This is a genomic window from Pontixanthobacter sp., from assembly GCF_049682855.1.
Taxonomy (GTDB): domain Bacteria; phylum Pseudomonadota; class Alphaproteobacteria; order Sphingomonadales; family Sphingomonadaceae; genus Pontixanthobacter.
The window spans coordinates 118,367-145,314 of sequence record NZ_JBAUIK010000016.1 but is presented as its reverse complement, the minus strand read 5'-3'; the positions used below and the strand labels follow the sequence as shown (position 1 = coordinate 145,314).

Annotated in this window: 24 protein-coding genes; 11 read left to right on the top strand and 13 right to left on the bottom strand. The window is 55.0% G+C overall.

Features of this window, described 5'->3' with window-relative positions; genetic code table 11:
- Window positions 1-39: 39 nt before the first annotated feature.
- From WA922_RS10665 to dusB, 4 genes are all read right to left on the bottom strand, one after another.
- Window positions 40-2,280 carry a sensor histidine kinase gene (locus tag WA922_RS10665; protein ID WP_424771683.1) on the bottom strand — a complete coding sequence of 747 codons (2,241 nt, stop codon included), beginning with the start codon at window positions 2,278-2,280 and terminating at the stop codon, window positions 40-42.
- Between the two features lie 94 nt (window positions 2,281-2,374).
- Window positions 2,375-3,778, bottom strand: coding sequence for a sigma-54-dependent transcriptional regulator (locus WA922_RS10660; RefSeq protein WP_424771682.1), 1,404 nt, complete (start codon window positions 3,776-3,778; stop codon window positions 2,375-2,377).
- Window positions 3,779-3,804: 26 nt separating this feature from the next.
- Window positions 3,805-4,887 (bottom strand): two-component system sensor histidine kinase NtrB, encoded by a 1,083-nt coding sequence (locus WA922_RS10655; RefSeq protein ID WP_424771681.1) that lies wholly within the window; start codon window positions 4,885-4,887, stop codon window positions 3,805-3,807.
- Window positions 4,884-5,900: a tRNA dihydrouridine synthase DusB gene (dusB, locus tag WA922_RS10650; protein ID WP_424771680.1), complete on the bottom strand. Its 1,017-nt coding sequence runs from the start codon at window positions 5,898-5,900 to the stop codon at window positions 4,884-4,886. The genes WA922_RS10655 and dusB overlap by 4 nt, the downstream gene beginning before the upstream one ends.
- A gap of 78 nt (window positions 5,901-5,978) precedes the next feature.
- Between dusB and WA922_RS10645 the strand changes: the two genes are divergently transcribed.
- From WA922_RS10645 to WA922_RS10635, 3 genes are read left to right on the top strand one after another with little or no spacing between them, the layout of a single operon-like run.
- A complete protein-coding gene (locus tag WA922_RS10645) occupies window positions 5,979-7,145 on the top strand; it encodes a bifunctional 2-C-methyl-D-erythritol 4-phosphate cytidylyltransferase/2-C-methyl-D-erythritol 2,4-cyclodiphosphate synthase (RefSeq protein WP_424771679.1) in 1,167 nt (388 codons plus the stop codon).
- A gap of 27 nt (window positions 7,146-7,172) precedes the next feature.
- Entirely contained in the window at window positions 7,173-7,706 is a 534-nt protein-coding gene (locus WA922_RS10640) for a hypothetical protein (protein WP_424771678.1), read from the top strand.
- The gene (locus WA922_RS10635) at window positions 7,703-8,203 is read left to right on the top strand and encodes a CinA family protein (RefSeq protein WP_424771677.1); all 501 of its coding nucleotides are present in this window, start codon (window positions 7,703-7,705) and stop codon (window positions 8,201-8,203) included. The genes WA922_RS10640 and WA922_RS10635 overlap by 4 nt, the downstream gene beginning before the upstream one ends.
- Here WA922_RS10635 and WA922_RS10630 read toward each other — a convergent pair.
- Together WA922_RS10630 and lipA are read right to left on the bottom strand one after the other, a co-directional pair.
- A complete protein-coding gene (locus tag WA922_RS10630) occupies window positions 8,164-8,625 on the bottom strand; it encodes a type II toxin-antitoxin system RatA family toxin (protein ID WP_424771676.1) in 462 nt (153 codons plus the stop codon). The two genes, WA922_RS10635 and WA922_RS10630, sit on opposite strands and share 40 nt — an antisense overlap.
- A 2-nt stretch (window positions 8,626-8,627) precedes the next feature.
- Entirely contained in the window at window positions 8,628-9,578 is a 951-nt protein-coding gene (gene lipA, locus WA922_RS10625) for a lipoyl synthase (RefSeq protein ID WP_424771675.1), read from the bottom strand.
- Window positions 9,579-9,751: 173 nt separating this feature from the next.
- On the opposite strand from lipA, the gene WA922_RS10620 reads away from it, so the two are divergent.
- The 3 genes from WA922_RS10620 to WA922_RS10610 are packed head-to-tail and all read left to right on the top strand — an operon-like array spanning window position 9,752 to window position 11,675.
- Window positions 9,752-10,729, top strand: coding sequence for a sodium-dependent bicarbonate transport family permease (locus WA922_RS10620; RefSeq protein WP_424771674.1), 978 nt, complete (start codon window positions 9,752-9,754; stop codon window positions 10,727-10,729).
- Window positions 10,726-11,034, top strand: coding sequence for a P-II family nitrogen regulator (locus WA922_RS10615; protein WP_424771673.1), 309 nt, complete (start codon window positions 10,726-10,728; stop codon window positions 11,032-11,034). Before WA922_RS10620 ends, WA922_RS10615 begins: the two co-directional genes overlap by 4 nt.
- Complete coding sequence (locus tag WA922_RS10610; protein WP_424771672.1) at window positions 11,034-11,675, top strand: carbonic anhydrase; 642 nt, start codon at window positions 11,034-11,036, stop codon at window positions 11,673-11,675. Before WA922_RS10615 ends, WA922_RS10610 begins: the two co-directional genes overlap by 1 nt.
- Before the next feature lie 96 nt (window positions 11,676-11,771).
- Here the strand turns inward: WA922_RS10610 and WA922_RS10605 are convergent, their stop codons facing one another.
- Complete coding sequence (locus tag WA922_RS10605) at window positions 11,772-13,109, bottom strand: hypothetical protein (protein WP_424771671.1); 1,338 nt, start codon at window positions 13,107-13,109, stop codon at window positions 11,772-11,774.
- A gap of 296 nt (window positions 13,110-13,405) precedes the next feature.
- Here WA922_RS10605 and gyrA point away from each other — a divergent pair, with 296 nt between their 5' ends.
- Window positions 13,406-16,186 (top strand): DNA gyrase subunit A, encoded by a 2,781-nt coding sequence (gene gyrA, locus WA922_RS10600; protein ID WP_424771670.1) that lies wholly within the window; start codon window positions 13,406-13,408, stop codon window positions 16,184-16,186.
- Between the two features lie 450 nt (window positions 16,187-16,636).
- Here the strand turns inward: gyrA and WA922_RS10595 are convergent, their stop codons facing one another.
- On the bottom strand, window positions 16,637-17,290 hold the full coding sequence (locus tag WA922_RS10595; RefSeq protein ID WP_424771669.1) for a lysoplasmalogenase family protein: 654 nt from the start codon (window positions 17,288-17,290) through the stop codon (window positions 16,637-16,639).
- A gap of 84 nt (window positions 17,291-17,374) precedes the next feature.
- Here WA922_RS10595 and trmFO point away from each other — a divergent pair, with 84 nt between their 5' ends.
- Window positions 17,375-18,787, top strand: coding sequence for a methylenetetrahydrofolate--tRNA-(uracil(54)-C(5))-methyltransferase (FADH(2)-oxidizing) TrmFO (gene trmFO / locus WA922_RS10590; protein ID WP_424771668.1), 1,413 nt, complete (start codon window positions 17,375-17,377; stop codon window positions 18,785-18,787).
- A 4-nt stretch (window positions 18,788-18,791) separates the two neighbouring features.
- Here trmFO and WA922_RS10585 read toward each other — a convergent pair whose 3' ends face one another.
- The 5 genes from WA922_RS10585 to WA922_RS10565 form a co-directional block, all read right to left on the bottom strand.
- Entirely contained in the window at window positions 18,792-19,259 is a 468-nt protein-coding gene (locus WA922_RS10585) for a hypothetical protein (protein ID WP_424771667.1), read from the bottom strand.
- A gap of 32 nt (window positions 19,260-19,291) precedes the next feature.
- The gene (locus WA922_RS10580; RefSeq protein WP_424771666.1) at window positions 19,292-19,885 is read right to left on the bottom strand and encodes a hypothetical protein; all 594 of its coding nucleotides are present in this window, start codon (window positions 19,883-19,885) and stop codon (window positions 19,292-19,294) included.
- Between the two features lie 106 nt (window positions 19,886-19,991).
- Window positions 19,992-20,669, bottom strand: coding sequence for a TadE/TadG family type IV pilus assembly protein (locus tag WA922_RS10575; protein ID WP_424771665.1), 678 nt, complete (start codon window positions 20,667-20,669; stop codon window positions 19,992-19,994).
- Entirely contained in the window at window positions 20,662-21,276 is a 615-nt protein-coding gene (locus WA922_RS10570; RefSeq protein ID WP_424771664.1) for a TadE/TadG family type IV pilus assembly protein, read from the bottom strand. Before WA922_RS10570 ends, WA922_RS10575 begins: the two co-directional genes overlap by 8 nt.
- Window positions 21,273-23,255 (bottom strand): TadE/TadG family type IV pilus assembly protein, encoded by a 1,983-nt coding sequence (locus WA922_RS10565; protein ID WP_424771663.1) that lies wholly within the window; start codon window positions 23,253-23,255, stop codon window positions 21,273-21,275. The genes WA922_RS10570 and WA922_RS10565 overlap by 4 nt, the downstream gene beginning before the upstream one ends.
- A gap of 156 nt (window positions 23,256-23,411) precedes the next feature.
- Between WA922_RS10565 and WA922_RS10560 the strand changes: the two genes are divergently transcribed.
- The 3 genes from WA922_RS10560 to WA922_RS10550 are packed head-to-tail and all read left to right on the top strand — an operon-like array spanning window position 23,412 to window position 26,943.
- Window positions 23,412-25,367, top strand: a complete 1,956-nt coding sequence (locus WA922_RS10560; RefSeq protein WP_424771662.1) for a Tad domain-containing protein — start codon at window positions 23,412-23,414, stop codon at window positions 25,365-25,367.
- Window positions 25,364-25,951 (top strand): TadE/TadG family type IV pilus assembly protein, encoded by a 588-nt coding sequence (locus tag WA922_RS10555; RefSeq protein WP_424771661.1) that lies wholly within the window; start codon window positions 25,364-25,366, stop codon window positions 25,949-25,951. The genes WA922_RS10560 and WA922_RS10555 overlap by 4 nt, the downstream gene beginning before the upstream one ends.
- Entirely contained in the window at window positions 25,948-26,943 is a 996-nt protein-coding gene (locus WA922_RS10550; RefSeq protein WP_424771660.1) for a TadE/TadG family type IV pilus assembly protein, read from the top strand. Before WA922_RS10555 ends, WA922_RS10550 begins: the two co-directional genes overlap by 4 nt.
- The last annotated feature ends 5 nt before the right edge of the window (window positions 26,944-26,948 follow it).

Here is a 26,948-nt window from a genome sequence, read left to right as displayed (position 1 = left end):
TACTAATAAGCGTATGAACCCAAGTGAGCTGGCACAGGATCATACAGTACCATCTTTCCCGGCAAGAGACTGCAAAGCTGGCACGGGGTCACGCGCAAACTTCAGCGCGACTATGGTTCCGCCGGTATCTGCCGCAGAGAAAACCATTTCACCGCCATGTTCCTCAACAATTTTATTTACGATTGCGAGGCCCAGCCCGGTGCCCTTGGCACGGGTAGTGACATACGGCTCGACAATCCGCTCACCCTTATCCGGTAAGCCGATGCCATTATCCTGAATTGTTGCGGTCACATATTTGTCACAGGCATGAAGGCCTACCGCGATCCGTCCGCGATAGTCCAGATCTTCTGCCTGCGACCGGGCTTCGACGGCCTCCACCGCGTTTTTCAGGACGTTGGTCAGCGCCTGGCCAACCTGATGCCTGTCACAGGCCATCGTCACTGGCAGTTCGGCATCTGTCTCAAACGAGAACTGGATATCCGAATTACCGACTTCTTGTAAAAATAGGGCCTGGCGTACAAGATCCAGCGCATCTTCGCTGCGGAACATTGGCTTGGGCAGTCTGGCGAACGATGAAAATTCGTCTACCATCTTGCGCAAGTCACCGACCTGACGAACAATTGTATTGGTCAGATCGTCGAACAATTCGCCGTCAATTTCAATTTGCTTGCGGTAACGGCGCTTCAGCCGTTCGGTCGCCAATTGAATGGGTGTGAGCGGGTTCTTGATTTCATGGGCGATACGCCGTGCCACATCGGACCATGCGGCCTGCCTTTGATAGACCAACTGGCGCGTGATATCCTCAAATGTGATGACTTTGCCTTCTGGTGCGGTGGCTATCTTGACTGCAAGTGTCAAAATATCGCTACCCCTGTTATATGTCACCACTCCGTCAGACACATCTGCCTTAACCAGCGCCGATATTTGCGGTGCGATATTTGACAGTTGATCATTATGATCAAACGCTGCCGTCTGACCCAGCAATACATTCTGCGCAGTGCTGTTCATGAGCAATATTTCACCATGTGAGCCAATCGATATAATTCCCGCAGACGTGGATTCGAGCAACGCTTCCATAAAGGCGCGCCGCTGGTCCAATTGCGCGTTGGCACCCACGAGATCGGTAGTCTGTTTTTCAATCTGCGCTGTCATTCGGTTAAAAGCCCGGTTGAGCAGACCGATTTCATCAGCCCCGGTCCTGCCTTCGACCCGCATCGCGAAGTTCCCTGCACCCACCTTGCGCGCAGCCAGCACCAGATCGGTGAGCGGCTCCACTTGTCGGTCAGCGAAGCGAAGGGCGAACCAGACAGCCATGCCCACCAGGCCAAGTGCGACAACGAACAGGGCAAGATTAAAGCGCAATTGAAGCGCCCTCGCCCGCGTTGTTAAAACTTCATAAGCCGCTGAGATGGCTGTCGCGCTTTCCCAGGATTTGAACGGTAAAGCCTCGGAATTTCGCGCGGTATAAAGGAAAATTCCTGATTCGCGGTCAATCGCGGCCAACCCTTTTATACGCCCCGCATCACCCTGGACGACTACCGCCTCGCCAGCAGCCAGCCGTTCAAACCCGTCTCGAGGGAGCGCCTCTGACGGGACCAGTTCAGAACCTAAATTGACCGCTGCTGCGGTCCTTAGGGTTGCATCCGGCAACCGCTGTAGAACTGCCGATTCCGATAAATCACGCGCCTGTACCTGAAACTGGTAAAAATCGGCAAACGCCGGATCGCTGATCGGTACCCGCTCCAAAAAGTCGCGCATATCCGCAGCCATAGTGATGGTTTCATCCGAAACCTGAAGCTGGTTCTGCTCGTAATAGCCTTCAGCCAGCTCGTTCGCGTTGCGCATAAGGCCGCGCGAATTGTCGGAAAACCAGAAATCAACCCCCGATTGAAACAGAACCGCTGCAAATGCCGCCACCAGCAACGTGGGAACTGCCGCAACGAGCGAGAAGAAAAACACCAGCCGTACATGAAGCCGTGCGGTACTGCCGGCTGCACGCCGTAGCGCCATACGGCGGCCAAACAGCACCAATATCCCCATCGCCGGGATCAACGTCCCGATCAGCAGGATCGCCACTTGCGCCGAAGGCAACAGCTCGCCGCCCGGCGGGGCCCGGGTGAAGGCGAGATAGGTGGCGGTCATCATCGCCAAAACCGCAATCAATGCAGCACCTTCCAGCAACAGAAAAAAATTGGCGCGGCGGGAGATAACCATGAAACGCCGCCACAGGCGCGAACTGTTCCGCTTGGCCACAGGGGCAGACAGGCTCGCGCTGCTCATAGTGACAAACTAACAACAGCTGTGTTGCCGATTTGCAAGGGTTTTTTAAGGCAGAAGCACCCATCCGCCGGACCGATATCGCTGGTGATCGGCATTACCGGGCGAAGTCCTCGGCTGATATATTGAGTTCGTTCAACCGTTTGCGTAGAGTATTACGATTGATACCGAGCAAGTTTGCCGCTTTTACCTGATTTCCGCTGGTTTGCGTCAACGCCCAGGAAAATAGAGGTTTTTCGAAGACAGTGCTGGCTGCTTGGTAGACTGTTCCGGCGGCAGGATTTTCTTTCTCGAGCCATGCCTGTAGCGGCAGCGCGAAGCTGTCATCGGCGAAGTCTGCTCGTGCGGGAGCCATTTGCCCGACGATTTCCCTGACGCTGTCGGCATTGATCGTGTCGTCTCGCGCCATCAGTACCAAGCGGTAAATCATGTTACGCAATTCACGGACATTGCCCGGCCAGCGTTGCTCCTGCAGCAATTTTACTGCGCGACTGTCAATCTGCCGCAGCGGCAAGCCTTCGGTGGTTGACAGCTTGAGGAAATGGCGAGCGAGAGCATCAATATCATCGCGGCGTTCGCGTAGTGGCGGAATTGTGATGGGGACCACATTCAGACGGTAGAACAGGTCTTCGCGGAAAGTACCTGCGGCAATCATCGGCTTCAAATCGCGGTTTGTCGCTGCGACAATCCGGACATCGATCGCGATTTCCTGCCGCCCGCCCACACGCCTTATTTTGCCCGATTGCAGTGCGCGCAGAAGACGGGTCTGGGCGTCGAGCGGCATATCGCCGATCTCATCAAGAAACAGAGTTCCGCCATTGGCCTGTTCGAACTTGCCAATGGATTGCGCGACCGCGCCCGTAAACGCGCCTTTTTCGTGCCCAAAAAGCTCGCTCTCAATCAATTCGCCCGGTATTGCGGCTGCATTGACGGCAATAAAGGGGCCGGTTTTGCGATGCCCCAGTTGATGAATCGCCTCGGCAACCAATTCCTTGCCCGTGCCAGATTCGCCCAGCACCAATACTGTGAGATCATTACGTAACACGCGCGTGATCATCCGGTAGACGCCCTGCATCGCTTGGCTTCGGCCAACCAGTGGCAGCCCGTCACCGGCATCGGTGATGTCCAGCGATTGTTCGGATTTGGCACCAATCGCCTGATTGACGGCGCGGGTCAGCTCATCAAGATCAAACGGTTTAGGGAAATACTCAAATGCGCCAGTATCGGTGGCCCTGACAGCCGTGTCCAAGGTATTCTGTGCCGAAAGGATGATGATTGGCAAATCAGGGTATTGGGACCGAACGCGCGACAGGCTTTCGATCCCGTCCCCGTCAGTCAGCATGACATCGGTCAACATTACGCTAAATATGCTTTTGGCCAGTTCCTGATCACGGCCGTGAATGCTCGCGCGCCGTGTGACGGTGTGCCCTTCATCTTCAAGAGCAGCCGTCACCACGATTGCGATAGCATCATCATCTTCGATCAGCAGAATTTTATGCATCGCCTGTTCCAACCATGTTCGAAACTCTAATCAGTCGCCCAATCCGCCAGAGCCAGATGGATGCGGAATTGTGTTTGCCCTTTTGCCGTGTCGCGCTGATGACTGACCCGGCCCCCCATATCGGACACCAGCTTTTTTACGAGCGCCAGACCAAGCCCCTGTCCGTTCGTTTTCGTGGTAACAAATGGTTCAAAAACATGGTCGCCCAGTGCAGGATCGAGCCCGGGCCCGTGATCACAAATCGCAACTTCAACCGGCAGACGCACTGCCTTGCCAGCCTGACCGACATTTGCTGCCAATCCGCTGACAAAACGCGTACGCACGATAATCCGGCCATTTTCTGAAGAATCGCACGCATCCACTGCATTGGTCAGCAGATTGATCAGGGCCTGTTCCAATGTGTCACGGTGGCCCGCAATCGGCGGCAAAGAGGGATCAAATTCTTCAGACAATTCAGCCCTTCCACCAGCAGCCGCCCGCACACTTGCCATCGCGCTGCGGATAGAGGCGTGAAGGTTCACTTTCTCCAAAGGTCCGGCGCTGCTGCTGCCCAGTTCCTGCATCCGGTCGACAAGCCGCGCAATGCGGTCCACCTCATCAGCAATCATCGCGGTGAGTTTACGGTCTTTCTCGTCCAGCTTTCGGGCGATCAGCTGCCCTGCCCCGCGAATTGCGGATAGCGGGTTTTTGATTTCATGCGCGAGAATAGCGGGGGCTTTCAACGCGCTGGGCGGGTCAGATTCGCTACGCATATCGTCACGGCCGGCATCAGAAAATGTGAGCACTTGCCAGTTGTTCCAACCTAAAACCGGCGATGCCGTGAAATTTACATGTCTTTCATAACCGCCCAATTGCAAATGCAATCCGCGCGCAAGCAGAGGACCATCCAAAGATGTCAGCTTATTGGTCAATCCGCTATCAGCAAAATTGACGACATCCGCGATCTGTTTCCCGATAAGCCGTTTCGCGCTGCGCCCCAAAAGATCTTCGGCAGCATGATTGACCTCGGCAATACACAAATCTGGGCCGAGCAACACAACCGCAAAGAGCATGCCCGATAATTGCTCCTGCGCAGTGGGAAACCGGGCCGGCGCTGATATGTCGCTCATGCTGCGCGGCGGTTCATAAACGGCGTGTAGAACCGCTCAATTTCACCCAGCACCTGTTCGGGATTATTAATGAAATTGGCATGATTACGGAACTCTGCCGATCCGTGCATGCCCTTTGTATACCAGCCGAGATGCTTGCGCGCCACTTTGCAGCCCACGTTGCGTCCATAATGGTCCAGCATCCGCTCATAATGTTCCACTAAAACCGCATATTGCTCGTCAAAACTGGGGCTGGTGAGGCGCTCGCCTGTTTTGAACCAGTGCATCACTTGGCCCAGCAGCCACGGCTTGCCATATGCGCCCCGCCCAATCATCAAACCATCTGCGCCAGATTGCTCGACCGCTTTGGCAGCATCGGCAATTCCGCAAATATCACCATTGACGATCACAGGAATGGACACTGCCTGTTTGACTTTACGGATAAAACTCCAATCAGCAGAGCCTTTATACATCTGGTTGCGCGTCCGCCCGTGAACGGTAATCATCTTGACGCCAAGGTCTTCCGCGATCTTGGCAAGCTCTGGCGCGTTAAGACTGTCATGGTCCCAGCCCATCCGCATTTTTACTGTGACGGGCACTGACACAGCCTTCACCGTGGCCTCCATTAACCGCGTCGCCAGCGGAACTTCGCGCATCAAAGCGGACCCGGCCAGACCATTGGTCACTTTCCGTACGGGACAGCCAAAATTAATGTCGATAATTGCCGCGCCGCGATCTTCATTCAGCTTGGCCGCCTCACCCATAGAGACAGGATCGCAGCCGACCAATTGCATGGAGACCGGTTCCTCCACCGCATCCCAGGCCGCTTTCTGAAGCGACTGACGTGTTTCGCGGATCATCGCCTGGCTCGCGATCATTTCGGTCACATTCAACCCAGAGCCGTAACGCCGAACCAATGTACGGAACGGCATATCGGTGACACCTGTCATCGGCGCCAGAATGACGGGGCAGTCAATCTCGATATTACCCATGTGGATCGGCGAAAGCCGCGGCGGAGTTCTTGGTGGTGTCATTGCAATGCGTGCCTAAATTTTGTGCAATATATAGTGCATTGCAGCATTTGGCGCAAGCAGCTAGCGGGTAGAGAGATCATGGATACGTCACCATCCCCGTGCAAACCGGCAAAGCTTGCGGCGATTATTGTTGCCGCCGGTAAGGGTCTGCGCGCTGGACAGGTATTGCCCAAACAGTTCGCCATCTGGCGCGGCAAGCCGGTTTTGCGGCATTCCGCTGATGCATTTATACGCGGAGGAGCGGCCCCGGTCGTGGTGGTTATTCCGCAAGGCACCGGCGATATCGCCAAGGCCGCGCTGGCCGGATTATCGGGCATCCGTTTGGTTATTGGCGGCGCGACCCGTCAGGATTCTGTGCGCGCTGGATTGGAATCCCTGGCCGGCACAGACACTGATATCGTGATGATCCATGATGCCGCGCGCGCCGTCCTGCCTGATGCGGTGATAACAAGGTTGCGCGATGCGGTTTTGCGATCAGATGGGGCCGTTCCGGTTCTGCCAGTCGTTGATAGCCTGGCAGTTGATACGGACGGCATGATGGCAGGGTCTGCCGATCGCACCGCATTGCGACGGGTACAAACGCCGCAAGCGTTTCAGTTTTCTACCATCCTTGCCGCTCACCGTGCATGGAGCGAACCAGGCAGCGCCGGTGATGATGCACAGGTTCTGCGCGCGGCGGGCGGCACGGTCACGCATGTCGCAGGAGATGAAGCGTTAAAAAAACTCACTTTTGCCGAGGATTTTATGACGGGATTGCCGATGGTGCGCACAGGCATGGGATATGATGTTCACCGTCTCGTCAAGGGCGAAGAGCTGTGGCTAGGCGGTCTGAAAATTCCTCACGACAAGGGGTTGTCAGGCCATAGTGATGCAGATGTCGCCCTGCATGCCGTCGTTGACGCTTTGCTGGGCGCGATCGCTGCCGGTGATATTGGCGATCATTTTCCGCCCAGCGATCCGCAATGGAAAGGGGCCGCGTCGGGCCGATTTGTGGAACACGCTGCGCAGCTGGTTTCGCAGGCCGGATACAGCATCGCCAATGTGGATCTGACTCTCATCTGCGAGGCCCCGAAAATCGGCTCCCACCGCAATGCCATGCGCGCGGAGATTGCCCGCCTACTTTCCGTTGACATCGGGCAAGTGAGTGTCAAAGCTACCACCACCGAACGCCTCGGTTTTGCGGGCCGCAGGGAAGGAATTGCGGCACAGGCCATTGCAACGGTTTTCAACACGCATCCGGCGTGAACCAGCCCCTTCAAAGGACAGTAGATTATGAGACGCACACTGACGAGAATTGCCGCTGTACCGGCGGCTATATTTGCATTGGCACAGCCGCAGATCGCAATGGCCCAGAATTGCGTCGATCAGGAGAATATCTCTGACGCCATGATTTACTCGATGCCGCTACTCGTCTCCGCATTCGCAGAAAAATGCGGTGATGAATTGGCCGATAGTGGCTTTATGAGCACCAAAGGCGATGCGTTCGCAGCACAATATCTTGATCGGCAGGATGCCGTGTGGCCCGGTGCCTTCACATTGCTCATGCAATTTGCTGCAAAGGACGGTGATGAAGCGATGGCCAATCTGTTTGCAGCCTTGCCAGAGGAATCTGTGCGCCCGTTGGTCGATGCGATTATCGAACAGAAAGTCGCTGAGGAGATTAAATTGAAAGACTGCGCGAAGATCGAACGCGGCGTCGAGATGCTCGCACCGCTCCCACCTGAAAATATGGGTGGGTTGCTCGCCTTTTTGATGGATATGGCAAATGTAAAAGATCCAAAAATCTGCGCATATGAGCCCAAATGATCGACACCCTGCTCCCCCAGGAAATTGCCGAGCTTGCCGAACGGGTGATTGCTGAAAATTCCAAAATCGGCAGGAAAATTGCGCTTGCAGAAAGTTGCACGGGCGGACTGGTTGCTGCGGCCCTAACCGAAGTTGCGGGTTCATCGGCTGTTTTGGACCGCGGCTTCGTGACCTATTCCAACGCGGCAAAAATGGAAAGCTTAGGGGTGGCGAGCGATATCATCGAAACCTTCGGCGCAGTGTCGATCGCGTGCGTCTGGGCCATGTCGGAAGGTGCCCTGAAGAACAGCAGCGCCGATATAAGCGTTGCGATCAGCGGTGTCGCTGGCCCTGAGGGCGGCACAACGTTGAAGCCGGTTGGTACGGTAGTGTTTGCGCGTTCCATTCGCGGAAACGACGGCGAACCAGAAGGTGAGCTGAAACAGTTCGGTGACCTTAGCCGCGCAGAAATTAGGCGTCAGGCGGTGCTGTGTGCGTTGGAATTGTTGCTGCCGTAAAGCTCATCCGCACGCGCTTCAAATGCGGCCACCATTTTGCGGAATGCGCGATCAAAATACTGGCCCGCCAATGCCTCGAACACGCGATTCTTAAAAGTAAACTCGACCGAGAAATCTACCCGGCAACCGCCGCCTTCCCGTGGTTCAAACACCCAGCGATTGTCCAGATCGCGCAGTGGACCATCGACATATTGCACTTGCAAGTGGTGCGGCCTGTTCTTCGCCACTTGCGAAGTGAACTTTTCGCGCAGCGATTTGAAGCCAACCACCATGTCGGCCACCATCTCGGTGTCAGTATTCGACCGAACGCGAGTGGCCACAACCCAGGGAAGGAATTCCTTGTAGCGACCAACATCGGCCACCAGATCGAACATCTGTTCGCAGCTATACGGCAAGTCACGATGTTCGCGAATACCCGGCATTATTATGCTCTCTGCGCCGCCTGTTTGGCGAACTTTGCTTCACGCGCAGCGCGCATCTCGGCAAAATCATCGCCTGCGTGATAGCTCGAGCGTGTCAACGGACTGGACGCGACCTGCATGAACCCTTTGGCCCGGGCAATCGCACCGAATGCATCGAACGCTTTTGGTGTCACAAAATCCTCAACCGCAGCATGTTTGGGGGTGGGCTGTAAATATTGCCCCATCGTCATGAAATCAATATCGGCAGAACGCATGTCGTCCATCACCTGATGCACTTCCAACCGCTGCTCGCCCAGACCGAGCATGATACCGGATTTGGTGAAGATCATCGGATCGTGGCTCTTCACCTCCTCCAGCAATCGCAGCGAAGCATAATAACGCGCGCCGGGCCGGATCGTCGGGTATAGACGCGGCACAGTCTCTAGATTGTGATTATAAACATCGGGACCCGCTTCACAGATTGCCTCGACAGCGGACCGCATCTTTCCGCGAAAATCGGGCGTTAGGATTTCGATGGTTGTATGGGGCGTTTCACGGCGCAGAGCTTTAATGACTTTGACAAACTGGCTGGCCCCGCCATCGGGCAAATCATCCCGGTCAACCGACGTGATCACGATATGCTCAAGGCCCATTTTTGCCGCTGCGATAGCGGTATTCTCCGGCTCCATCGGATCGACCATACGCGGCATACCCGTTTTGACATTACAAAACGCGCAGGCCCGTGTGCACACATCGCCAAGGATCATCACTGTGGCGTGTTTCTTCGTCCAGCACTCACCAATATTGGGACAGGCCGCCTCTTCGCAGACGGTGTTGAGTTTAAGCTCCCGCATCAGCTTGCGGGTTTCATGATAGCCTTTGCTCACCGGTGCTTTCACGCGGATCCAATCGGGCTTGCGCTGGCGGGGCGGACGGTTTGCACCGGACGATGGCGGGCTGGAAAGATCATTCATATTTGCCATTTAGGGACGGATTGGAATGACCGCAATGGCAGGCTGCGACCGGGCCTTGGTGGTTCATTGCCTTGATTGCATTGTCACACGATTGCATCAGTGATTGGGGAAGAAACCGGATCTGGGCCGCTTTGCCAATTGCGTCTTATGCATCAATTGCGTAGCGGATCATTATGGATGCTGCAGCCTTACAAACCTTCACCTCACCCGTGGTGCTGTTTTTCCTGCTGGGATTGCTCGCTGCGTTTATTCGTTCAGACCTGGCCATTCCGGAAGCCATAGCTAAGGGTATGTCACTATATCTGATGGCCGCTATCGGCCTGAAAGGCGGCGTGGCCGTCTCCAAGTCGGGCATGAGCGGTACCATTGCAGTTGCGCTAGGCGCGGGTATAGCGGCGAGTTTTCTGATCCCCTTCATTGCTTATGCCGTGCTCAAGACTTTCGGCAAACTCGACAAGTTGAACTCTGGTGCGGTCGCGGCGCATTATGGTTCGGTCAGTGTCGTAACCTATGTGACCGCCGTTGAAATTCTCGAATTTTCCGCTGTTCCCGCAGCGGGTTTTATGGTGGCTGTGCTCGCGGCAATGGAGACGCCAGCCATTTTGAGCGGGCTGATGCTGGCCAAAGGCGGTGATAAAGATGCCACTGCTGATGAACGCCGCGAGATGATGAAAGAGGTATTTCTAAATGCTTCAGTAGTTTTGTTGCTCGGTAGCTTCGCAATCGGTATTGTTGCTGGCCCATCAGGTTTTGCTGAAGTAAGCCCGTTTTTCGAGGCTGGCTTCAAAGGCGTATTGTGTATTTTCCTGCTTGATATGGGTCTGATTGCTGCGCGCAGGGTTCTGAGCAGCCGCGCAATTACCTGGCGGCTGACGATTATCGCGCTTGCTCTGCCTACCTTCAACGGAATTTTGGGTGTATTTGCAGGCACTGCGATTGGCCTGGATGTGGGATCTGCGGCGGCGTTCGGCGTGTTATGTGCCAGCGCAAGTTATATTGCGGTACCTGCGGCGATGCGCCTCGCCCTGCCCCAGGCCGATCCAGGAGTATACCTGACCATGTCGCTCAGTATTACTTTTCCTTTCAATATTCTCATCAATATCGGGCTCCTTACAGCTCTTTCGAAATTGATTGGCGGTGGCGTGATATGACCGAAACTGTGATCCGTAAACGCATCGAAATTTTGGCTGATACACCGCTGGTCAAACGCGTAACGCGGGCGATTGAACTGGTTGAAATCAGCGGCTGGACTGTCCTTCCGGTTCAGTCTGGCAGCGGACGCGATGGGCCCTGGCGTGACGAGCGGGTGACAGGGTCTGACAAATCTCTCATACTTACAGTCGCGGCGCTGGATAAGGCCGCGCGACTATCAGAGGAACTCGCACCCATTCTGTCAAGCCACGGCTTGCTTCTCACTATGTGGGATGTGGAGGTTGTTCGCGGGGAACGGTTCTGATGCCAGAATTTGCAACTCTGCTGGAGGGATATCGCCGCTTCCGCCGCGAAGGGTATCCCGCCCAGCGCGAACGCTATGACAATTTGGCCAAGCATGGCCAGTCACCCAAATTGATGGTCATTGCCTGTTCGGATAGCCGCGTTGACCCTGCCCAGATATTTGACGTTGATCCCGGGGAAATCTTCGTGGTGCGCAATGTGGCTGCCCTCGTCCCGCCATTTGAAACAACGCCCGGTCTGCACGGTGTATCGGCCGCCGTCGAATTTGCCGTTAATGTTCTGCACGTTCGCCAAATTGTCGTGATGGGGCATGGCATGTGCGGCGGTTGCAAAGCAGCCTTGACGCGGGAATTGCATGGCGCCGCGCCGGGCGAAGGCGGATTTGTTGCCAATTGGATCGGGTTGCTCGATTCAGCGCGAGGCCCCGTCATCGAGGGGTATGGTACCAACGGCCGCGATGCCGAACGCGCGATGGAACGCGCCGCCGTCCGCGTCAGCCTTGATAATCTTCGCAGCTTTCCCAATGTCGCGGCGCGCGAAAGATCGGGCGACCTCGTTTTGCGAGGGACCTATTTTGCAATTTCTGACGGCGTGCTGCATGTCCTCAATCCAGTAACGGGTGAGTTCGTCGCGCAAGAGTAAACCCGCCGATTGTCGCTGCCATGTGTTCACAAAAAAAAGGCGCAGAATCTAATCTGCGCCTTTTTCTGTTTTTGGCTTCACAAAATCGCGGTCAAATTACATCGTATCGTCAGCCGCGGGACCTGCTATCGCTGGCGCCACCGGTGCAGGTAATGCGTTTTGCTCTGCGTAAATGCGCCACAGGGACGCAATCGGGGCGCGAACGCCTTCAACCCGGGCAAAAGTGGCCGCAGCCTCCGCCTTGCCCTGATCAGCTTGGGCAATACCCAAACGGGTTAGGATACGCGGCAGATCAGCGCCGCTTTTCGTAAGTGCGATGGTGTACATTTCTTCCGCTTCGGCAGCCATCCCGTAACTGAGGAACGCATCACCGGCGGCAGTGGCGGTCACGGCCGTGGAACTGGACGCACGCGCATCGCGTTCCAATGCTGGCAATTCGGCACGATCAGCGCGCATACGCGCCGTTGCGGTGGAGCTCGCCTCTGCCACAAATGGATCACTCATTTGCAGTTTTTCGGCTGCCAGGCCCATTTCCACGATGCGTTTCACCTCGCCTGGCAAGCGGCGTGCATCAGCCGCATCTATATAATCGGCGTAATCACGCCCTTCGCGGAGGCTTTTGGTCCGGTCAGCCAAACGCAGCAGATCAAGAACTGCATTATTGTCATAATCCAGAAACGTCCGCTGCACAGCGATTGCATCGCCCCAACTGGTTGCTGATGGATATGCCCGTGCATAGTCGGTGCTGAATTTTATCGCTTCATTTGCAAGATCATTGGAATATGCGACCGCAATACCGCGCTTATACCAGTTTTCATCAGCCTTCTGACCTGCAGAATGCTGGCCATCAATAACTCCGCCTAGATAGGCCAAGCCCTCGGCATATTTGTCCTCTTTGAAATAGGTTTCTGCAATCACGCCTTCCAGAGCTGGCGAACTGTTGTAACCAGCATCGATCGCCTGCGAAAAGCGCGAGCGTGCGGCAGAATGGTCGCCATCGTCAGATGCCAATTGACCGGCGGATACAAGATACTGGATCATTTGCTGTTCAGAAAGCTTGCCGCTTTCGATCATGAGATCGAGGCCTTGGCGCTGCAACGAAATGTCTTTTGCAGTATTACCCACATTATACAGCAGTCCGCCACCTGCCATTCTGTCGTCCGGCGTTTCTATAGCAGCAGTGACGCCGGGCAGCGCCGCCCTGATTGCCGCCATATCGGGCGCGTCAGCCTTGGTCAGCGCCTCAACCGGAGAATAGGCTTCGACAAAGCCTTTTGAGTAATCACTTTTGGCTGGCTTATCCCGGTCCCGCTTTTGCGCATGGGCAGTATCGGCAAATGCCGAAATGCCGACGGCAGCACCAGACACCAATGCGATGGCCAGCGCGACATGTGAAGCCGGCCGGAAAGCCGTTTTGAGGGTATGCGAAGTCATTTGAAGTTCTCCCAATAATGTTCAACTGAGCCTGTTTGGCACGAATACGGCATAGAAACGCGCAACTGATGGTTCGCGTTCCATATTGCCATTATTGTTATGCGCATTGCCCTGAACGCACTTTGAACATTGCGGCTGCAACGTCTGCGGCCACATAGGTGAGATATTGCCAGCGAGGTGTGGAAAACCACCGGATTACGGCCCGTATTTGCATGTTTCGAGTGGTGCACTCTTACGCCTTGGCGTAAGCGTAAAACACCGATCATTGCATCCGGACGTTATAAAGAAGATATCCCTTGAGCGACGATTCAGAAACTCTGACACCGCCTTCCCCATCTGAACATTATGGCCGCATCGATATCGTCGATGAAATGAAGACCAGCTATCTCGACTACGCGATGAGCGTGATCGTCAGCCGGGCTCTGCCCGACGTGCGCGACGGTCTGAAACCGGTTCACCGCCGAATTCTTTACGCCAGTCAGGAAGGGGGCTTCGTCGCGGGCCGCCCTTACCGCAAATCGGCCAAGATCGTCGGCGATGTAATGGGTAATTACCATCCGCATGGTGACAGCGCCATCTATGATGCGCTGGCGCGGATGACACAAGATTGGTCGCTGCGGGTACCGCTGGTCGACGGCCAGGGTAACTTTGGTTCGATGGATCCCGATCCGCCAGCCTCCATGCGGTATACAGAAGCGCGGTTGGCCAAGGTGGCCAATTCTCTGCTCGATGATCTGGACAAGGACACAGTCGATTTTGTCGAGAACTATGATGGTTCGACGACTGAGCCGAATGTGCTTCCGGCACGCTTTCCCAATCTGCTGGTCAATGGTGCTGGCGGTATTGCGGTGGGTATGGCGACCAATGTACCGCCACATAATCTTGGCGAGGTAATCAATGGCTGTCTGGCGTTTATTGAGCGGCCAGAGATGAGTTCCGAAGAACTGTTTGAGATTATCCCAGGCCCCGATTTTCCTACTGCGCCAATTATTCTCGGTAACGCCGGTGCGCGGTCGGCATACACCACAGGGCGCGGTTCAATTTTGCAACGCTGCCGCCACGAGATTGAGACCAAACGCGGGGATCGCGAGTCAATTATTCTGACATCAATCCCCTATCAAGTGGGCAAATCCGGGCTGGTTGAAAAGCTTGCCGACGCTGCGAAGGAGAAACGGATTGAGGGCGTCGCCGATATTCGCGACGAGTCCAGCCGGATGGGTGTCCGTGTCGTTATCGACCTCAAGCGAGACGCCACTGCCGAGGTTGTCCTGAACCAGATTTGGCGGCACACCCCTGCCCAGTCCAGTTTCCCGGCCAATATGCTTGCCATTCGCGGTGGTCGCCCCGAAGTGCTGTCGCTGCGCGATATTATTCAGGCGTTCATCCAATTCCGTGAAGAGGTTATTACCCGGCGAACCAAGTTTGAACTGAACAAGGCCCGCGACCGTGCGCATATATTGCTCGGGCTGGTTGTCGCAGTTTCCAATCTGGATGAAGTTGTTGCAATGATCCGCAGCGCGCCCAACCCAGCGGAAGCGCGGGCCAGATTGCGCGCCAAGGAATGGCCAATCGGCGACATTGCGCAATATATCCGGCTGGTAGAAGCGATTGAGCCTGACGCTGAGCAATCCAGCGGCACTTACCGGCTCTCCGAACGGCAGGTGAAAGCGATTTTAGAGCTGCGTCTGCACCGCCTTACGGCACTGGGCCGCGATGAAATTGGTGACGAACTGAAAGTTTTGGCTGATGCCATTGCTGAATTTCTCTCCATTCTTGCCGACCGGGTGAAGCTCTACAGCATCATGCGCGAAGAGCTGGTCGAAATCCGGGATGCCTATGCCACTCCGCGCGTCGCCGAGATTGCGCCCGCTTGGGATGGTCTGGACGATGAAGATCTGATCGAGCGTGATGAAATGGTCGTTACCGTCACGCTCGACGGGTACATCAAACGCACTCCGCTCTCTGCATTCCGTGCGCAAAATCGCGGCGGTAAAGGGCGCGCCGGCATGGCGACCAAGGAAGAGGACGCGGTGAGCGAAATGTTCGTGACCAGCACGCATAATCCGGTGCTGTTTTTCTCAACATCGGGCAAAGTCTACCGGTTGAAAGTGTGGAAGCTGCCTGAAGGCGGCCCAACAACTCGTGGCCGTCCCATCATTAATTTGCTCCCGGCCCTTGATGATGGCGAGACAATCCGCACTGTTCTGCCCCTTCCAGAAGATGAACAAAGCTGGGAGTCCCTAACCGTCGTATTCGCGACTGCAATGGGCAATGTCCGCCGTAACAGCATGGGGTCCTTCACCAATATCCCGTCCAACGGTAAATTCGCGATGAAATTTGATGACGGGAGCGACGATAAGCTGATCGGTGTCGGATTGCTCGAAGCGGGTGATGACGTGTTGCTGGCAACCCGGCTGGGTAAAGCGATCCGTTTTGGCGGTGAGGACGTGCGCGAGTTTCAGAGCCGGACCTCTACCGGTGTGCGCGGCATGAAATTGAAAGATGATGACCGCATCGTATCGCTATCCATCCTGCATGGCGGCAGCGCAACCCCGGAAGAGCGCGATGCCTATCTTAAAGTTGCACCGTGGAAAGCAGATGATGAAGCATCTGAATTGTCAGCAGATCATGCCGAGATGGCCGAAGCCGAGCAGTTTATTCTGACTGTATGTGCCAATGGTTATGGCAAAATCTCCTCCGCTTACGAATATCGCCGCGCTGGCCGCGGGGGGATGGGTATTACCAATATCGACAATATCAAACGCAACGGGCCGGTTGTGGCAAGCTTTACCGCTACCAAGTCGGATCAGCTCCTGCTGGTTACCGATCAGGCCAAACTCATCAGGATATCGCTGGATACATTGCGGGTAATCGGGCGATCAAGCGCCGGTGTACGCTTGTTCAATGTCGCCGATAAGGAAAAAATCGTCAGCGTGGCGAAGCTTGATGAGGATGAGACGCCCGAAAACGATGCTGAAGAGGCAATCGTTGAGGAGATTATCGGCAAAGACGCTGATGAAACGGTACCGCATACACCGCCGCAATCGGATAGCGATATGAATAATGATCCGCATTAAGCACGATGAAGCTCCCTCCCTCCATTGGCCGCAGCGGCGCCCGCTTCGCCAGGGGTGATCCGTCATCTTTTCCCGATTGCAGAAGGGCCACTATAGGCCGGCACGTCCGGCTCGCTCACGACACCGTGCTTTCCCCGGATCAGTTCTCAGGCAATGAGTGGCCGATAAAAGGTGTAGTGATGGTGTTTTTAAGATACCTGAGAGCAAACGCGCGCCTTGCCGCGGTGGATTGCCCTCCACAGGGCGGCGACTTTGCGTTGGCCGATCAAGCAGAGAATATGGCGTAGCTGGTTGATCCCTTCGCATATGAAAGACGTGGCGATGGCGTCTGGCGCAATAGTGACGGCCTGGCACGGGCGCTATGTGGCGCAAAAGCTTGATGGTGCATCCGTCAACGCGTAGATATGAGCGGCCTCAGCACGACCGGCATCTTATCGCACACGCAGCATTTTAGGCCGCCGCCTCCAATTCCTTGCGCAACGTCTGGATAACTCCGGTCGCGATCAGGAATTGCCCAAGATAATATATTGGCCAGACCAGATCGCCAAGGATTGCATAATCTGAATATGCACCGGAACCTGCAAAGATCAGCCAATCAGAGATGACAAATAACAAGGCGCCGATGCCGACACGGTACCGCGAGAACCGGCTTGTCCAAGCAGCCGCAGCCATTGCGCCCAGACCCGCACCGTAAAATGCAATGACGATATCTTCAGATAATAACCAACATACCCACGGCGTGAGGATCAACAACGCCGCCGCCGCAGCTTTCTGGCTGAAAGCTGCATCATGCCGCCGATTACGCAAATACAGAATTATCGCGGCGATATGAGCCAGAAAAAACGCCGCCCCGCCCTGCACCAGGCTTAACTCCATCAACATATCTCCAGCAGCAGAAAACGCCATCACCAGCGCGAGCAGCTTGGCATCGGTGCTTCTGTGGCGCTGCCAGGCATATACAGACAGCAGCGCAGCAGCTGCGCCTTTCAGAAGGAGTAACCAGACCCCGCCGATTGGTTGGCCGTCGAGAATGAAAAACGCGGCAGCGGCCGCCACGCTCGTAAGCAGCCAAGGGCGCTTTTCTGTCAAAGCCCGTTTCACCATATGCTGTAAGTCGCCCTTCAAAATTATATATGCGCGCAGGTAGCCATCTTGTCCCGCGGGCTTTACCTGCTATCCGATTTTGTGATGGCAAACCATACAGACAATCATTCCGCCGAGTACGATGTTCACATTATCGGCGGTGGGCTCGCGGGCAGTGAAGCCGCTTGGCAGTTGGCGCGGCGCGGCTATTCCGTCCGCATATCCGAAATGCGCGGCGCCCCGGCAGAGCGCGGCGGGGAATTGACCGCAGCGCACCAGACCGATGGCTTAGCCGAAATGGTCTGCTCCAATTCTTTCCGGTCTGATGATGATGAACGCAATGCAGTGGGCCTGCTCCATCACGAAATGCGCCGTCTGGACTCGCTCATCATGCGCGCCGGGGAAGTCGCCCGCGTGCCGGCCGGATCGGCTATGGCGGTGGACCGCGATGTATTCTCCCGAGAGGTCGAACAGGCGCTGCAAGACCATCCAAATGTGGAAATCGTCCGCGAGCGTATCGATGCCCTGCCCGAACGCGGTCCAACCATTGTCGCGACAGGCCCCTTGACGGCCCGATCGCTGGCAGACAGCATCGTAAAAGCAACCGGTCAGGACCGGCTCGCATTTTTTGACGCCATTGCACCAATCGTCCACCGGGATAGCATCGATATGGATATATGCTGGTTCCAGTCGCGATGGGACAAGCCGTCGGCGGGCGGTGGAAGCAGCGGTAATGACTATATCAACTGCGCAATGGACAAAGCGCAATATGAGGTTTTCCATCAGGGTTTGCTGGATGCCGAGAAAACAGAATTTAAAGAATGGGAAGAAAACACGCCGTATTTTGAGGCGTGTATGCCAATTGAGGTTATGGCCGCGCGCGGAATTGATACGCTGCGTTATGGCCCGATGAAGCCTGTGGGCCTGGACAATCCGCATGACCGTACCCCGGAATTTCCGCAAGGCCGCTGGGCCCATGCCGTCGTCCAACTGCGTCAGGATAACAAGCTGGGCACATTGTGGAACATGGTGGGCTTTCAGACCAAGATGAAATATGGCGCGCAGGTGGACTTGCTGCGTACTATCCCCGGTTTACAACATGCCGAATTTGCGCGGCTGGGCGGGATGCACCGCAATACTTTCCTCAATTCGCCGCTGGTTCTTGACCGGCAACTGCGCCTGAAGGATGCTTCACATATTCGCTTCGCAGGCCAGATTACCGGTTGCGAGGGCTATGTTGAGAGTGCCACTGTCGGCCTGCTTACCGGAATGATGGCTGCGGCTGAACTGGCCGGAGAAAGTTGGACACCGCCGCCCGCGACCAGTGCAATGGGCGCGCTGTTGTCGCATATCACTGGCGATGCTGAAGCGGATACCTATCAGCCGATGAATGTGAACTTTGGACTGTTCCCGCCGATGCACGATGTGAAAAAGAAACAGCGCAAAGAAGCCTACACCAATCGCGGCAAGGCAGATTTCGGCGCTTGGCTCAAAGATGCAGGAGCCGTTCCGGCATAAGAAATCAGCACCTACAGGCCGGTTTGGGCGCTCGGCGTTTTGGCCGGGTGGTCGCAAACTCCTGCGGTGTCAGTTCCTTATTGTTATCGGTATCAGCCTTGTCAAAGCGGGTTGCGGTCGCCACCGCCCATTCCTCAAAAGTCAGCAGATTATTGCCGTCCTTGTCCAATTTACGAAACGCCGCGCTGCGGGTCGATAACATTTCGTTGCGTGAAATGGAACGGTCCCGGTTGCGATCATAACGGAAGAACCGGCGCTCTTCGCGCGACAATTCGGTGGCTTCGGGCGGAGACGGGCCGACCATATCGGTTTCATCCGCCACAGGAATGTCCGGCCCGGCATCCTCTGCCACGACCTCCTCCAGAATTGGCGGCGGAGCGGCCTCCTCCACTTGCGCCCTACCCTGCCACCAGAACATGCCCAGCCCGACCGCCAATAAGGTCAATAATCCGCCCAAGAGAATACGGTTCATACTCTGCTCCTGATCAAGTACAGGAGACTATACTATCGCCCCAACAATCCAACCCTCATCACAGCAATAATATCAGAGCGGCCTTCAATAAGCGGGCCGCCTGTCTTAGATAAAGCTTTATCGGCCAATCTGCTGAGGATAAGCAAAGCGCGCAACTTATACGGCAATTGGTCTTCATAGTGATCCGGGATGCTTGCGTTTGATAAAACGAAGCTGGCCTCCTGAATATTACTCATGCGTGAAACCAGATCAGCATATGCCCAGCGAATGCCTGCATTTCGTGCGCAGTGTGCAAATTCGGCGGCGCCGCTTAAGCGGGCTATGGCAGCAAAGCATTCGCTGCGCCCCTCGGCAAAGTCACGGGCGGCATCCTGCGGCAATGGAGGCTCTGCCAACAGCCCTTCCCAACCATCAACCAATGCGATCAATGCTGCCTCTTCACCTTGCCAATGCGCTGACAATGCATCCAATACGGGGTCGCCCTCCGGCCGCTCACCAACCGGTTTCCCCAGCTGGTCCCGCCACCATGCAATCCTCATTTGGGTAAGGATTTGTTCCTTCGACTGGCTGACGAATTGAGCCAACCGGTTGTCCAACTTAAAGAATGGCTCGGCAATCTGGCGCACAGGCAAAGAGCTATGCGCGATGGCCAGACGTTGCGGCAAAGGAAGTTCATCTTGGACCATTGGTTATGCGCTGAAATATCCCGCGCGCATACGCAAGTGCTAAGCGTTACTCACACTCCGAATTGCTGTTTGCACCGGTCAGCCCTGGCGCAAGATTGCGGTCATCACGGATCAGATACGCCGCTTCTTTGCGCAAAGTCCGGTCGCCGGACCCGAATGGATTTTCAAACAGCGCCCGGTAAGTGTACTCGATCTCGACATACATAACCGCCATGCCGGATTGCGCCGTTACTTTCTTCGTTCCGCGGCCCATTCCGGTAATTGGTGAGCCCGACAGGCCATTGAGTGTACTGTCATTTCCATAATTTGATTCAACATCGAGGTTGCCGCGGCATCGCTGCCATTTAATATATTGCCGCCCTGTGAAATCGTCATATTCGAGACTGCTCAAAATAATACGGCCCTCGCGCTCAAGATCAATCGCGATGCCGTCCCGGATTGCCCCGGCGAGAACCGCATCGACATTGCCTTCAGTAATAGTCGGCGTGACACCGCTATTATCCGTTTGCCCCAGCCGTGATGCGTTATCGGCCAGTGACAAAGCGATTTGACTGAGCGTCATATTGATGGTCGCCATCCGGGCAATTTCTGTCCCGTAAAGGCCCATCGTGAGCAGAACCGGCAGAACAAGCGCAAATTCTACCATAGATACGCCGCTGCGGCTGCTGCGCAAGCGCCGTATGAGCCGGCCGGGGCGGGCGAGTTTCGCGAAGGAATTACGCACCGCATACCCCTGCGTCTGAACCATATTTGGCCTGGTCCGCGAATGGCTGGTTCTTCTTCACAGATGAAGCAGACAGTTCACGCTTACTGGTACCGCCGGGAATGAAAGGGTTGGGAAACAGCGGATCATATTCTATTTTTACGGTGTAAATAACAACATCGCCCGCACCGCCATTACCGGTTTTACCGATATCTTCATCCCACTGGCCATTGCGGTTTTCATCCGTGTAGGCTTCGCCGTCATTGCACATGCCGTCGCCGTCTTCGTCATTCCAGGATTCGGGCCGATCCACATCCTCAAAATCAAAATAGCTGACGCGGCTCGACCTGACGACAGCATCGATCGCCACTGCGCGCACGGCTGCGGCGACTTCCATATCGGCAGCTGCCGTATTCGATGTTTCCAATGAGGAGGACCGCGCGGCATCCTGCACCGCGCCTTTTAATATGGCATTGGCATAGGCCATTTGGCCAAGATCAAACAGACCAAGCAATAATGTCATGAACACGGTGATCATCAAACCGAATTCCATCACACTGGTGCCTCGCTCATCCGCCAGCAAGCGGCGAAGAAAACCGTGGCTGATATGGCCGCGCGATACGGTCATTGCGTAACCCGCAATTCGCCAACATCCTTGGCGATTTCCTGGAATGCCGCGTTCAGCTGCGCTGCATTGCTGGCAAGGAAAGAGCTGTCATCAGACGCGCATTCATCAAGGTCAGATGTCAAGCTGGAAGCGAAGGCAATAACCCAAACCCGAATGCCTTTGGCCTTCGTAGCCTGGCAGACAGCCAAAAATCGTGACGTATGCCGGCTGGTCTGGTTCGAAGATCCATCCCCTGTCACGCGCTGATCATATCGTTCGACACCATAGCTCGTATGCAACACATTGTTGGGGAACATATCTCCGTCTGTCATGAAAATAATATGCCGCGCGACAGAGCCGCCATTGGCAGGAATTTCGGTGACATTATCCTGAAATATCCCAGTTGGTGATGCCAATCGCGCACCCCAGATCATTCCTAAATCATGATAGGTGCTTCCCCCGGTGCTGAGCGAATCGGCATATGTATCGAAATCTACTTTGGTCATTTCATCGAGCAGTTGAGCCTCCTGCGGGCATGTCGAAAATGTCTTATATCCAAAGTCTGTTTCTGGGCTGCTGCTCCAATTAAAGCCCGATGAGGAGCTCCTTCGGAGATAGGCGATCCCTTCCCACATAGGCTTCCATTGCGTATCAGGATCGCTCGGGTCTGGCACCGCGTCGATATCGAGGTCCAATGCTCCGCTTGGATTCATGCCCGTCAAGGAGCTCCAGCTGAACTTGTCAGCTGCAACGGTTTTACGCTCCTCAATACAGCCGTTCCAGGTCCAAGTTTCGTTGGTACCGCCATCCCCTGTCAAAGTGGTCGCGCTGCTAAATGATTTGTAAGCCGTTGTTGGAAAGCTGGCTTCCTTATATTTGTAACGACTAAATTGTGTTTTTCTTACCGTGACATAAACCGGTTCGCTGATGGCATATTCTTCCGATATTCTCGGGCGCTCACGTATCTGTGACTCGACGTACCATCGGCCGCCAGCCCTACGGCACCGGTACCGGGTTTGAACTTCGTTCTCTGTGACAGACGTCTTGATGACCTTGCGGCCTGCGCTATCCCTATATTCAACCGTGTCTGATGTCTTTGAGCCCGACCGCGTCCAGCTGCTATCCGCCGGTCGCTCATCGCGATTGCATTCCCTGCGGTTTCGGTGTGGGCCGCTAAATTCTGTCCACGGGTTCGTCTGAATGGGACCGGTCGAGTCATCATAGCGGATGACGGGATCCTCCCACCCGGCCACTTCCTTAACGTCAACTTCGTGATATTGCGGAACTCGAGATTGTACAGTAACTGAATCGGCCAAGAAAGACGGGTTTTCGTTAAATAGCAGGCGGCCGACATTTATCGAAGAACTATACGGCACAAATCCGTAACGGATACGCGCATTACTGCCACTGCTGGCGGTCTCCACCGTATCATAAAAACCCTTCATCGCTTCACGAAGCGCCTGTATCCGGGTGCCCCCGCTGCCTGGCAAAGAAGTGACCATTGAACCGGTGGTATCCAAAACCATCATGACATCGCTATTGCCGACGGACATGGAAGCAGTGCAATCGGCAGAAATATCGATCTCGTCGAAACCAAACAGGCTCATAACCGCCGTATCAAGTTTGGTGGTGGCCAGACCGTCGATACGGTTGTTGTTCTCTGTCGCTGTCGTCACGAATGTGGTTGATTTGGCGCCTTCGATTTTTTGGTCGAAATTGGTATAGAAATAATCTTCCGCCTGGGTTTGTGCAGTCGTTGTGTAACCATTCTCGTCCACAGCCCGGCGTCCGGCGAGAACACCTGAATCGCATGCGTTTTGGAGACGGTTCTGCACCATGTAAGCGCGTGAAATATCCACGCCGCCGCCGACCATACCGGCCATCGCAATCATGCCAATAGCCGCCATTGGCATCACATTGCCGCGCGTATTGTACAAGACATTGAGGCAGCCGGTGCCGCCTTGTTTTGCCGGTTTGAGATGTGTCGGTTTCGATGGCATTTCGATTTGCCCCTTTTGGATGTGCTCCGGGGCATAGGGCCAAAAGTTAAAGGATTTCTAAACTGCCGTCCGTATGCAGATCGATCGATCAAATTGTGAAGTTATTAACTTATTTCTTTATCTGTAATGCAACCTGTAAATATTATTTACGGATGAATGGAACGGATAAAACTTTCACAGCAAGCACCAAACGAAAGCGAAAAGACTTCGCCGGGTTTTCTGGTCAGGCTTGCTCATGACAGGTCAGGCAATACGATTGCCCTTATCGCGGCAGCTATTCTGCCGCTGGTTGGTCTGGTGGGCAGCGGTATCGATATGGGACGCGCGTACCTTGCCGCAAGCCGACTTCAGGCAGCGTGTGATGCAGGTGTGTTGGCAGCTCGCAAAAGTCTGGGCACGCAAGCTGCATTATCGGGCAATATTGAACCAGAAGTGGCCAAAGACGGCTACCGGTTCTTCAACCTCAATTACGGTAATGGGAATTACGGAACCGAAAACCGCGACTTTACCATGACTCTGGAAAAAGACTTTGCGATTTCGGGACATGCTAAGGTCGATGTTCCCACCAGCGTCATGTCGGTTTTTGGTTTTGATAAGGTGCCGATTTCGGTAGATTGCCAGGCATTGCTGGGTGTGAGCGACCTGGATGTTATGATGGTACTGGATGTGACCGGTTCAATGCGCCATTCCAACCCAGGCGACACATTGTCCCGGATGGACAGTATGAAACAGGTAGTGCGTAATTTCCACGCCCAGCTGGAATCGGCAAAAGAACCAGGTAGCGAGATACGGTACGGTTTTGTACCCTACGCGACCAATGTCAATGTCGGCCACCTGCTGGAAGATGATTGGGTGGTCGACCAATGGACATACCAATCGCGCACACTCGAAGTAGCGCGAGACAGTTCGAGAATTGTTACCAAGATACTGAACGAAAACGAGATCGGCGGAACGCGTACTGGCTGGATCACGGAATCGTCCTATCCTGCCAAATATACCGGGACCGGGGTACCGGGATCAGAAGATGGCAGCACCCGCCCGCAGGATATCTATGATTGTCGCAGGGCACTGCCTGCCGGAAGTCTGACATATACTGACAAATTGCTATCAACCGTCAAGGGAACAGACAAAAACGGAGAGGAAACGACGACTAAGTACTTTGAACGTACCAGTAATGGTAGACAGTACCGTCACAAAATATCCACTGGCTTGTGCGAAGTTCAGTATCGCGATGCTACTGACGCGATAGATAGTTTTGAAGAGCACACCTATAGCGAGGAAGTCCTCACCACCATATTTGAATATAAGCCAGTGACGTCGGATGTTTCCAATTGGCGTACAACAATGAATGGGTGCATCGAAGAACGCGCATCCACCGAAATTGCCGATTACGATAGCGTCGACCTCAGCCAGAATCTCGATCTGAACATCGATCTGGTACCGGTTAGCGGTAATGCGGACACGCAGTGGCGGCCGTCAAATCCGGCGGCAATCTTTGCAAGGTCATTTCTTCAGGATGGCACGGGTACGTTCACCACTGGAACAGTGCGGTCAGTCAGAACATTTGCGCCAACCGGCCAGTGGTGGTTTTCGGATTGCCCGGCCCGCGCACAAAAGCTTGCGCCGATGACCGATACCGATGTCGACAATTTTCTAGCCACCCTAAATCCGGAAGGTGCGACCTATCATGATCTGGGCATGATCTGGGGCGGGCGGCTGCTTTCACCGACCGGGTTGTACGCATCGGAAAATGGCGATGGGCCGAACGGTCCACGCGCGCGGCATCTGATTTTCCTGACAGATAGCCAGACCGAAGCGTATGATCTGGCCTATGGCGCCTATGGTGTTGAGGGACTTGACCAGCGGCGGTGGAATCCATCCTCGACCATGTCATTGACCGATACCATCGAAGCGCGGTTCGGAATGGCTTGTTCTGAAATTAAGAAACGCAACATCACTGTCTGGGTCATCGCTTTTGGCACAACGCTCAATAACGCCATGCTCGATTGCGCACCTGCAGGACAATATTTCGAAGCGGGTGATGCATCTGAGCTCGATACCGCGTTTGCGACCATCGCGAGTTCGATCGGCAATCTGAGGTTGTCAAAATGAGCCAGCATCGCACCAAGAGCCTGCGAGATGACGAGGACGGCGTTTCGATTGTCGAATTCGGCATGATCGCCCCTGTGCTGTGCATGATGCTGCTGGGCTTTTTTGACATTTCTTACAACATGTACGCCAACACGATGCTGCAGGGGGCGGTTCAGGAAGCGGCGCGTAACTCGGCGCTGGAAGCAAGCGACTCAAAGGCGATTGATGCAGCAGTAACTGCCGCGGTTAAGGATGTTGCCAATGATGCAACGCTGACCTTTGACCGCAAGGCGTATGCGACATTCACAGCCGTCGCGAAACCAGAGGATTTCACCGACGTAAACAAAGATGGCGCGTGCAATGATAATGAGCCGTTTGAAGATGCTAATAATAACGGCGTTTGGGACTCAGACCAGGGCCAGGCGGGGTCCGGCGGCGCGCGTGATGCTGTGTTATACAACGTCACCATCAAATATCCGCGCGCCTTTCCGATCGCGCCCTTTGTCGGAATTTCAGAATATCACGAGACAACCGCGACCACAGTATTGCGTAACCAGCCATTTGAAGGCGGGGTTGACCGGTCTGCGACAGGGAATTGTGTATGATCCGTCCAAATCACCTGATTGCGGATTTACGCAAAGATACTCGCGCCGCAGCGTTAACCGAATTTGCCCTGGCGACACCGCTGGTACTGACCGTGGGTCTATGGGGGCTGGAAACCGCAAATCTGGCCATGACGCATATGCGGATCAACCAGGTGGCCATGCACATCGCCGATAACGCCTCGCGTATTGGTGATACATCCAGCCTTTCGAACCAAAAAATCTATGAAGATGATCTCAACGACGTTTTGCGGGGATCGGACATTCAGGCTGGCGAATCGATTGATCTTTATCAACACGGACGGGTGTTCATCAGCAGCCTGCAAGTGGAACCCGGCAGCGCTGATGACCAGCAATATATTGCCTGGCAACGCTGCAAGGGGCGCAAGGTTGCTGCTTCCAGCTATGGTGATCAGGGCACCGGAGTCGGCGACCCCAGTTTTATAGGCATGGGGCCAGCGGGGGAGGAAGTGCAGTCCGTCCGCAATGATGCAGTAATGTTTGTTGAAATCCAATATGATTATCAACCCATCGCCACCGATGCTTTCATCAGTGATCGTACTATCCGTAGCCGCGCGGCATTTCAGGTTCGTGCGAACCGGGATCTCTCGCAAATATACGAGCGCAACCCCGGTTCTCCAGCAGAGATTGCGCGTTGCGATATCTATGATTCTTACAAGCCAAAGCCCCCGCCACCGCGTAAAAGCGGTGGATGGTCGTGGGTGTTCAGTGACGCGCCAGACCCTGTTCCTCCAGGTGGCGGCGGTTCCACCAGCGGCGGCAGTACATCAGGCGGAGGCGGCGCATCCTCTGGCGGAGGGGGCAAATCCCCTGGCGGAGCCAGTTCGGGTGGCGCAAGCAGCACGTCCACTAGCGGCGGCAGCTCTGGCGGCGCGAGTAGCTCGACCTCTGGCGGAACCAGTACCAGTTCAGGCGGTTCCGGAGGCGGGGGCAGCAGAACCCGGTGGTGTCCGTCGTGGGGATGGTGGTGCTAGGGTTT

What these genes read in the sequence shown, in the direction of transcription:
- WA922_RS10665 (WP_424771683.1), bottom strand. Translation starts at nt 2,280, where the DNA reads ATGAGCAGCGCGAGCCTGTCTGCCCCTGTGGCCAAGCGGAACAGTTCG.
- WA922_RS10660 (WP_424771682.1), bottom strand. Translation starts at nt 3,778, where the DNA reads ATGCATAAAATTCTGCTGATCGAAGATGATGATGCTATCGCAATCGTG.
- WA922_RS10655 (WP_424771681.1), bottom strand. Translation starts at nt 4,887, where the DNA reads ATGAGCGACATATCAGCGCCGGCCCGGTTTCCCACTGCGCAGGAGCAA.
- dusB (WP_424771680.1), bottom strand. Translation starts at nt 5,900, where the DNA reads ATGACACCACCAAGAACTCCGCCGCGGCTTTCGCCGATCCACATGGGT.
- WA922_RS10645 (WP_424771679.1), top strand. Translation starts at nt 5,979, where the DNA reads ATGGATACGTCACCATCCCCGTGCAAACCGGCAAAGCTTGCGGCGATT.
- WA922_RS10640 (WP_424771678.1), top strand. Translation starts at nt 7,173, where the DNA reads ATGAGACGCACACTGACGAGAATTGCCGCTGTACCGGCGGCTATATTT.
- WA922_RS10635 (WP_424771677.1), top strand. Translation starts at nt 7,703, where the DNA reads ATGATCGACACCCTGCTCCCCCAGGAAATTGCCGAGCTTGCCGAACGG.
- WA922_RS10630 (WP_424771676.1), bottom strand. Translation starts at nt 8,625, where the DNA reads ATGCCGGGTATTCGCGAACATCGTGACTTGCCGTATAGCTGCGAACAG.
- lipA (WP_424771675.1), bottom strand. Translation starts at nt 9,578, where the DNA reads ATGAATGATCTTTCCAGCCCGCCATCGTCCGGTGCAAACCGTCCGCCC.
- WA922_RS10620 (WP_424771674.1), top strand. Translation starts at nt 9,752, where the DNA reads ATGGATGCTGCAGCCTTACAAACCTTCACCTCACCCGTGGTGCTGTTT.
- WA922_RS10615 (WP_424771673.1), top strand. Translation starts at nt 10,726, where the DNA reads ATGACCGAAACTGTGATCCGTAAACGCATCGAAATTTTGGCTGATACA.
- WA922_RS10610 (WP_424771672.1), top strand. Translation starts at nt 11,034, where the DNA reads ATGCCAGAATTTGCAACTCTGCTGGAGGGATATCGCCGCTTCCGCCGC.
- WA922_RS10605 (WP_424771671.1), bottom strand. Translation starts at nt 13,109, where the DNA reads ATGACTTCGCATACCCTCAAAACGGCTTTCCGGCCGGCTTCACATGTC.
- WA922_RS10595 (WP_424771669.1), bottom strand. Translation starts at nt 17,290, where the DNA reads ATGGTGAAACGGGCTTTGACAGAAAAGCGCCCTTGGCTGCTTACGAGC.
- trmFO (WP_424771668.1), top strand. Translation starts at nt 17,375, where the DNA reads ATGGCAAACCATACAGACAATCATTCCGCCGAGTACGATGTTCACATT.
- WA922_RS10585 (WP_424771667.1), bottom strand. Translation starts at nt 19,259, where the DNA reads ATGAACCGTATTCTCTTGGGCGGATTATTGACCTTATTGGCGGTCGGG.
- WA922_RS10570 (WP_424771664.1), bottom strand. Translation starts at nt 21,276, where the DNA reads ATGACCGTATCGCGCGGCCATATCAGCCACGGTTTTCTTCGCCGCTTG.
- WA922_RS10565 (WP_424771663.1), bottom strand. Translation starts at nt 23,255, where the DNA reads ATGCCATCGAAACCGACACATCTCAAACCGGCAAAACAAGGCGGCACC.
- WA922_RS10560 (WP_424771662.1), top strand. Translation starts at nt 23,412, where the DNA reads ATGGAACGGATAAAACTTTCACAGCAAGCACCAAACGAAAGCGAAAAG.
- WA922_RS10555 (WP_424771661.1), top strand. Translation starts at nt 25,364, where the DNA reads ATGAGCCAGCATCGCACCAAGAGCCTGCGAGATGACGAGGACGGCGTT.
- WA922_RS10550 (WP_424771660.1), top strand. Translation starts at nt 25,948, where the DNA reads ATGATCCGTCCAAATCACCTGATTGCGGATTTACGCAAAGATACTCGC.